At 34.5% G+C, this 824-nt stretch carries 1 protein-coding gene; it reads left to right on the forward strand.

Translation table 11 applies throughout. From position 1 onward, the window contains the following. Positions 1 to 14: 14 nt before the first annotated feature. Positions 15 to 689: an SDR family NAD(P)-dependent oxidoreductase gene (locus tag A9Q93_RS03000; RefSeq protein ID WP_303685899.1), complete on the forward strand. Its 675-nt coding sequence runs from the start codon at positions 15 to 17 to the stop codon at positions 687 to 689. Positions 690 to 824 lie beyond the last annotated feature (135 nt).

The following is an 824-nucleotide window of genomic DNA, read 5'->3' on the forward strand; positions in this document are numbered from 1 at the left end:
AATATCTAATGAGCATGGGAGCTAGAGTAGCACTGCATTATAACAGCAATAGAGCTTCAGCAGAATCCCTAATTAATGATGGAAATGAAACACATTCAAAATTGTTCAAAGCCAATTTAAACGTAGATTCGGAGGTTGTCAATTTGTTTAAAAACGTAGAAGATGCATTTGAGACTATTGATGTCATTATTTTAAACGCAGGTGTCTTCTTAGCACATTCAACACATCAAAAGGTAGAAGATTGGTATTCGATTTGGAAAAAAACAATTCAAATTAATTTGAATGCTGTTGGAATACTTACAAAATTGGGTGTAGATCATTTTAGAAAGAATGATGGTGGCCGATTTATATATATTGGTAGTCGCGCAGTCTTTAGAGGTGAAACGGAAGAATACTTGGCCTATGCTGCATCCAAAGGTGGTCTTACATCATTAGCCAGAAGTGTGGCGCGTTCCTTCGGAAAAGAAAATATTAAATCATTTATTGTTGCCCCAGGATTCACAAGAACCCAAATGGCAGAAGCCTTTATTGAAAAATATGGTGAAGCCAGAGTTCTAAATGAAATTGCTTTGAATTCATTAACGAAACCTGAAGATATTGCTCCTTTAGTAGCCATGTTAAGTAGTGGTCTTATGGATCATGCCACAGGAAGTACCATCGATATTAATGCAGGGAGTCATATTCGATAAATCAGATGTAAAAATAAGCGCTTTATGAAATATAAATCTCTTTAACTTGTTACTTTGAGTAATGGCCAATTGGATACCTTACTATTGCGAATTAAAAATAAAATAACACATGAAAAAGATAATTCGATTCATACT

Origin of the sequence: Nonlabens dokdonensis, from assembly GCF_002162835.1 — a bacterium.
Classification (GTDB): domain Bacteria; phylum Bacteroidota; class Bacteroidia; order Flavobacteriales; family Flavobacteriaceae; genus Nonlabens; species Nonlabens dokdonensis_B.